Source organism: bacterium, from assembly GCA_030647005.1.
In the GTDB taxonomy this organism is placed as follows: Bacteria; Patescibacteriota; Patescibacteriia; order JACPHY01; family JACPHY01; genus JAUSKG01.
The window spans coordinates 25,415-32,302 of record JAUSKG010000014.1; the positions used below are offsets into that span (position 1 = coordinate 25,415).

At 61.7% G+C, this 6,888-nt stretch carries 7 protein-coding genes; 6 read left to right on the forward strand and 1 reads right to left on the reverse strand.

Going from position 1 to position 6,888, the window contains the following annotated elements; all coding sequences use genetic code 11:
• Nucleotides 1-2 precede the first annotated feature (2 nt).
• Nucleotides 3-929: a thioredoxin-disulfide reductase gene (gene trxB, locus Q7S96_01600; protein ID MDO8462950.1), complete on the forward strand. Its 927-nt coding sequence runs from the start codon at nucleotides 3-5 to the stop codon at nucleotides 927-929.
• Nucleotides 930-1,105: 176 nt separating this feature from the next.
• Here the strand turns inward: trxB and Q7S96_01605 are convergent, their stop codons facing one another.
• Nucleotides 1,106-1,981 carry a hypothetical protein gene (locus Q7S96_01605; protein ID MDO8462951.1) on the reverse strand — a complete coding sequence of 292 codons (876 nt, stop codon included), beginning with the start codon at nucleotides 1,979-1,981 and terminating at the stop codon, nucleotides 1,106-1,108.
• Between the two features lie 1,031 nt (nucleotides 1,982-3,012).
• Here Q7S96_01605 and Q7S96_01610 point away from each other — a divergent pair.
• The 5 genes from Q7S96_01610 to Q7S96_01630 form a co-directional block, all read left to right on the forward strand.
• On the forward strand, nucleotides 3,013-3,216 hold the full coding sequence (locus Q7S96_01610) for a hypothetical protein (protein ID MDO8462952.1): 204 nt from the start codon (nucleotides 3,013-3,015) through the stop codon (nucleotides 3,214-3,216).
• 462 nt (nucleotides 3,217-3,678) lie between these two features.
• The gene (locus tag Q7S96_01615) at nucleotides 3,679-4,272 is read left to right on the forward strand and encodes a hypothetical protein (protein ID MDO8462953.1); all 594 of its coding nucleotides are present in this window, start codon (nucleotides 3,679-3,681) and stop codon (nucleotides 4,270-4,272) included.
• A 371-nt stretch (nucleotides 4,273-4,643) separates the two neighbouring features.
• Nucleotides 4,644-5,003, forward strand: a complete 360-nt coding sequence (locus Q7S96_01620; GenBank protein ID MDO8462954.1) for a hypothetical protein — start codon at nucleotides 4,644-4,646, stop codon at nucleotides 5,001-5,003.
• A 181-nt stretch (nucleotides 5,004-5,184) separates the two neighbouring features.
• Nucleotides 5,185-5,577, forward strand: a complete 393-nt coding sequence (locus tag Q7S96_01625) for a hypothetical protein (GenBank protein ID MDO8462955.1) — start codon at nucleotides 5,185-5,187, stop codon at nucleotides 5,575-5,577.
• Between the two features lie 266 nt (nucleotides 5,578-5,843).
• The coding region (locus Q7S96_01630) for a hypothetical protein (GenBank protein ID MDO8462956.1) at nucleotides 5,844-6,888 on the forward strand (1,045 nt) is incomplete at its 3' end.

The following is a 6,888-nucleotide window of genomic DNA, read 5'->3' on the forward strand; positions in this document are numbered from 1 at the left end:
CTATGGACACTCCACGATCCCTCATCATCATTGGCGGTGGCCCGGCAGGGCTCACCGCGGCCATCTACGCGGCTCGGGCTAACCTCAATCCACTCGTACTCGCTGGCGCAACGCCTGGCGGTCAGCTCATGCTCACGTCAGACGTGGAGAACTACCCGGGGTTCGCCGAGCCCATCGCAGGCCCGGAGCTCATGGATCGCTGGCGCGCACAAGCGAAGAGGTACGGCGCGGAGATTGTGAACGAGGACGTCACCATGATTGATGTCGCACAGCGGCCGTTCACCGTCACCGCGGGCAAGCAGTCGTACCGCACACACGCGGTCATCGTGGCATCCGGTGCCACGGCGAAGCGGTTGGGTCTGCCAAATGAGGATCGTCTCTGGTCCAAGGGCGTCCATACATGCGCGGCGTGTGACGGATTCATGTACCGAGGGAAGACCATCGTGGTTGTTGGCGGCGGCGACGCGGCCATGGAGGAGATGCTCACGCTCGCGAGGAGCGCGAAGCGCGTGGTCGCCGTGCACCGGCGCGACGACTTCCGCGCGTCGAAGGTCATGGGCGAGCGCGTGAAAGCGCACGCGGCAATCGAGGTCCGGTGGAATTCCGTCGTGGAGGATGTGCGCGGTGACGACCGCGTGTCCGGCGTCGTGCTCCGGAACGTGGAGACCAACGCAACGGAGGAGCTCGCGGCAGACGCGCTCTTCGTCGCCATTGGCCACACTCCCAATACCGGCTTCCTCCAGGGAAAGATCGCGCTCCGCGAGAACGGCTACGCAGACGTGCACGACCGCACGCGCTCATCCGTGGACGGCGTCTTCCTCGCCGGCGATGTCGAGGACTACCGCTACCGCCAAGCCGTCACCGCCGCAGCCGGCGGGTGTATGGCCGCCATGGACGCCGAGAAGTGGTTGGAAGCGAACCATCCGTAGCGCATTCATTCGGACGGGCGGGTATAAAACCCGCCCCTACGTAGGACGGACACACCTCTTTGCCTCGCTCCACACATACTCCTCCGTCGTAGGGGAGGGGTTTACCCCCTCCCTCCCCACTCCAAACAAGGAAGAACCGTCCGGCGTGCTGCCGGACGGTTCTCGTTGGTGCTGCGCTAGGCAACAAATACTTGCGGTGCTTCCGCGACCTTCTTGAGGGCCGCTTCAAGTGCCCTACTCCGTCTCCACTGCGTGCTGGCGACCCCGTGCAACGCGCGGGCGGCGATGCTGAGCGTCGTGAAGCGCGCCGCTGCGATACTCAGCACACGGTCCCTCTGGGCGACAACGTCATTGAGGTGCTCGTTTGCCGCGTGGACCCCGCCGAATCGAGCGCGCAGCTCCGTGTTCTCGATGCGCAGACGCTCCGTCGCGCGCTCTTGTTTCTCCACGAGCTCCTGGGCCTTCTCCAGTTGCGTCTGCTCCGCAGCAACCTGTTGCGCGGCACTGAGCACGTCGTCGATGGTGCAGTCGCCGACGAGGCATCGAAGTAGCAGGTTGGGATCCGGCACGTACTGGCACGCGCTCACGTAGTAGCGCATGTACAGCTCAGGATAGTCGTCGCTGTATCTGCGCGCCTTTTCGAGGTCCAGGGTGGTGAATCGTTCGCCGTCAGGAGCAACAACCTCGATGGCGGTTTGGTAGAACGCGTGTACGATCCCGCCGATTACCGGTCCCTCGGGCACCCAGATGTTTTCGGTGTCCACGGAGAGCTCGCGGTGATCTCCCTGTCCCGCGCCTTGGATCTTGATGAGCATCGGGTAGGCCTCCTTTGAGGCGTTCTTTCCCGATCCGCTGGTGAGATCAACGATCACGGCGGCGACCCCGTATTGCTGCTCCTCGTGAAGCGTGAACGAGACGCTGCTCACCTTCGCTCCAGGGAGAGTGCTCGCACGGCATGACGATCCAAGGAATGTGAGCTCCGGCTCGTTTCGCGGAGCGATGGTAGCAACCGAACCAGCGACACGCGCAAACAACAACTGACCTGGCTTCATGAATGCCTCCAACAAATGACCGGGGATCCCCCGGGTTCGAGGTTTTTTCGGTGGCCGGAAACCCGGATCCACCTACGCAGCACGACTGACATTGTGCGTCCCCTGCGTTATCAGGACATTTCCATCATAGCACGGGTTGGATTACTTGTCAATCTATAATGTTAGTATATATAGACATGAATAATAGCTATATTGAGCCAAGCCAATAAAATAGGTCTTGACACGTCTGACACGGCATGGTATACTAGAAATGTTGAAGATAAGAGCCGCTTCAGTGGCTCGAGTTCAGGAGAAGTTTCGTCAGCGCGGATAGAAACTTCACAATACAAACCCGCTGATTGTCGGCGAGGATCGTGGTGTCGTTCGATAGTGTCAATCGCCTGACAAGCAGCAAACCCTACTGGCTCCTGCGCCTCCTGCGCGAGCCAAGAGGAGAGAGCCCTGGTGACTTGGGTCAAAGTCATAGCCCCGGTGGTGTTCGGTGAGCGATTCGACGGAACGAGCGATCGCTCGCTCCACCCCGGACCGGTGTATGATGCGCCAAGGAATAGGCGCTCCACGGTCCGGGGCGTTCACCGAACATCATTGCCTCACCAACAATCCGAAACTCCCTCCTCGTGTCCTGAGGAGGGAGTTTCGTGCTTGAGCATGTTCACCACCTCATGAGCGCGGCGCTGGTACTTGTGACCAGAGCTGCGCTCATGAGGTGGCGATGGATCCGACACAACCCCGACCGTTGATGCGATGTCGGAATTCCATCTGAGCACCGCTCTGAGCGGTCCTCGGATGGGAAACGGTTGCTACCGTGCAAGTCGCTGGAGGCCGTTTGCGGGTACACTCCCGCAGACCCGCCCGAGAAAGTGTCCAGTACGCTATCGTGCGAGGTCCAAACTCGCAACGTCGCGTACCAAGGTTACTACAGTGACCGTTTCCCAAACCCTTACGTCGAAGAAAGCAAATTCCCATACAAACCCGCCCCGGGGTGAAGGGGGAAAGGACAACCGATGAAGGTTTTTGTTCTTGTGGAAACCATGCAGAGCTTCAACGACTCCTTCGAGGTTCTTGATGTCTACATGAGTCGAGAAAAGGCGGATGAGGAGGCCAAACGGCTGCGCGATGCGGAGGAGGAGGCCGAACGGCTGCGAGTTATGGAAGAAGGGCGGTTCGGCGATGGTGTCGACCCCCCCCAAGCGTTCCCGAAGTACGAGGTCATCGAGAAGGAGGTGATCGAGTAGGACGTTCAACCGGTTCCGACGGCCACTACGTCGTCGGAACCCCACCTGAGATGCTGAATGGTCGGCGGTTCGGGTGGGAGGATCAATCGTTCGTCATTGCGAGTCCGCGAAGCAATCTCACCAGCGACAATCCCGTGTATCGTGTGAGATTGCCACGTCGAGGACTCCTCGCAATGACGACAGGGAGGGTGAGCCGATCACGTCATCGGCATCTCGCATGGACGGTGGAGGACCGCGCTACGCCGAGCAATCGGAGTACCTCCAACGTCCATGCGGGATCGCGGTGCGATTCCGGAGACGGCACTGCTCAGCAGCAAGAGGACGGGTTGTCCTGCCCGCAAGGGTCGCTGAGGTAAGGGTGGGTTCGATTCCCGCCGGTGCCACCAGCTGTACCACGTTGTACCACGCTGTTTTCCAAGAACGATAACCCGCCCCGGGGTGAAGGGGAGAAAGTGACACGTGATGCGTCTGCACACGAAACCGACCAAGACGAACGTTGCTTCCATGACCGGCCTGAGGGGGCTCAGCGAATCCCAGCGGCGCAGCGAGCTCATGGCGGGAGTGTATCTCACCCCCGGACAGCAGCTCGCCCAGTGTTGCATGGGCATCGGGCTGGACGAGCTGCACGAGGCGATGTCCCTCGACGGACGGGACCTCACCGGCGTGGCGGCGGCGAATCCGAAGCTGAGGAAGGTGCCGACCAGCACCATGAAAACCCACAGCATCCGGGGGGTGCTTAAGGGCGGTCAGGAGCACCAGCGCTTCAACATCGGCGGGCAGCTGCGCTTCGGCGTCGCGCTGATGCGTGTGGCGGAAGACGTCAGCTGCTCGCCCGAAGAGGCGCCCTTCGTAGAGGACGATGCCGACGACGATGTCTGCGTCCGAGGGCTCCACGAGATGCAGGACGACATGGCCGAGCTCTTGCACGAGCAGGCGGAGCGCGAGGTCAGCTTCCTGGCCCTGGTCAAGAGGACCAAGGCAGCGCGCGAGGAGAAGCGTGTCAGCCGCAGGTCTGGCGGCGAGAAGGTGCACTACTCCGTGACGCACACGGCGTAGCGGAAGTCGAGGGATCGGGCGTGTGCCCCATCCCATCCGCGTGCGGCGGAACCGCATGAAATGAATGACGAGGTACGGTGCATGGAGAATGAACCGAAGAAGCGCCTGTTGTAGCGACCAGGCGCGGATGCCATAAGCGGTTGGGGAACCGCGAGTGCAAAATCCCAAGAGCCCCCGAGCGCCTGCACAAGCAGCGTTCGGGGTCCCACCAAAGATGCGTTCATCCAGGATTCCATGGGGATGAGAACGCGCCTTTGGTGGGAGAGCGAAGTGTGAGTGCTCTACCCGCAGTACATTCACCTGAGCGTTGGGATGACCCCATTCGCTCCACATCGTTGCTAGCCCGTGCAGCGCACGGGAGGGAGAGAACCATGCTGAAGGAACTGCTCACCGTTGCAATCACCCTCATCGCGGTAGTTGTGTTCATGGGGTGTTGGGGGAAGACCCTTCCCAGAGGAAATGACGCGCCATACTTCGTGGGCATGGTGGTCTCAGGGTTGGTGGCCGTCCATGCCTACCTGCACGTGCTCCGTCGGACGCGCGGCGTGTACATCGCGAGGGTCGTCACGGGCATGGCGACACTCATTGCAACATTCGCCTCCGCCTTCTACTTCGCGGTTGCAGCGAGCCGCTACGACTACATCCCCTTCGCATACGGAGATACGGCTCTCGCCGTGCTGTCCGTAGCGATCTTCGTGGTCGTCACCGCGAACATGCTCGCCAGCGAGTAGACCACAGTCCCCAACCGCGCCCGCGCGGTTGGGGACCCACCACGAGCCCTGACGCACCGTCGGGCCGCGTGGTGGGAAAGCGCAGTGCGAGTACCTTGCAAGTAAAAGAAGAATTTGAGCAGAGGGACAACCCCTCGTGCTCTACGCCTCTGCTTCATGCGGAGCAATGAAAGGACAGGACATGCGAAAGAGTTGGTTGATCGTGCTCATCGTGGCAGGAGTCGTATTCTTGGGGTGCAGCGTGGCAGGCCTCCTGAAGGGAGACAACACGCAGTACCTCATCGGCATGGCGGTGTCTTGCTCGGTGGGTGTCTATGCGTGGCTGTGCGTGCGGTACCCGAGACGCACCCTGCTCGGCAGTGTGCTGCGCATACCCCGCGCCGTGCGCATCGCGATGCTCGTGACCAAGTTCACGGCAGCGATGACGGCACTCCTCGGCTCGTTGTACTTTTTACTCCGCGCAACCCGGTGCGGCTGCGAGCATCTCGACTACGGAGACGTCGCCGTTGCCCTGCTCTGTTTCGCGATTACGGCCGGCACCACCCTGTCACTCGCGGAGGGCGACCTCGACTAGCCGTGTCCGCGCATCGTTCTCCCGCCGATGGCGTGCAGTTCCTTGCCTACCACCTGCAGTCCTCTGCGTGTAGGCCATGCCATTTTCGAGCGATTTCGTATCGCTCCTCACCTCGTGCTCCCACCTCCGGCTTCCGTCGGAGTCCCGGGAGCACGCTCCCCCAAACGCCATGATCTAAAGTCGTGCCGCTCGGGGGAGCAATCCCATTCACAACCGTGGATACAAACGTGTTCACCACAACGAGAGAAAAAGAAAGGAGTACGCACATGCGTACGATGATGCTGGTGTTGGTTGTGCTGGCGGTTTCTTGTGGTACGCCGGAGCGGATGAGCCCCGAAGCGGGCGACAAGGAAGCGCCGGAGCAGACGGATGATACGTCGAGCGCGACGCGCAGCGACGAGGTCTGCCTTCCCAAAGACGTGTTTGTGGATCTCGTGACGGACGACCCCGCGCTCGCGTGCGAGTCGAAGGTCGTCATCGTCGAGGTGCCGGAGGTCGTGGAAGTTCCCACGCCCGCCGAGTGCCCGAACGTCACCGTCACGTGCGAGCCGGAGATCATCGAGGTACCCGAGGTCGTGGAAGTTCCCGCCGAGTGTCCGGAGCAGCCCATCTGCGCGCCGGAGGCGGTGGAGACGCGACCGCCGACGTTCTCCATGTTCGATTCCCCGTTGGACGTGGATCCATCAACGAGGCCGAGCGATCAATTCCGGTTCCTGGACGTTCGGCTCCTCGGTGGCGATCGCAATGCGACGGTGAAAGCACTCACGTTCTACGTCGCACGCTACGGCGTATCCGAGGGCTACGACTACGGCAACTGGGACACCGTGGCAGCGTGCGAGGTCTTCGACTGCTCGAGCTTCCGAATCTACTGGGTGCACGATGGCGGCTTCGAGCTCGTATCCGACGATCTCGATGCGTCGGGAACGATCGCGACGAAGCTCTCCACGCCCGCCGAGTGGAGCCACGAGCTGCCCGCGAACGCCGAAGATTACCTCAGCGTGTACGCCCGCGTGCATGGCGACGCGCCTTCCGGTCGCTACCACATCACGTTCAACACCTACAGCGTGGAGCAGGACGGCGTGCCGGTGACCATCGCGGGCCTCCCTGCGCACGGCCCGGAGTTCACCATCGGAACGGAGACGCCGGAAGCGTGCGTGCCGGAAGCGACGGAGGAACCGACGTGTACCGTCGAGGCAGCGACGCTCAGCGATGTGTGCATTCGTGAGGTGACAGCGCGGCAACATCAAGCGTACTACGAGCAGCGTATTGGGTGCACGCACGAGGGTCCGTACGCCGGATACTGCGGGCGGA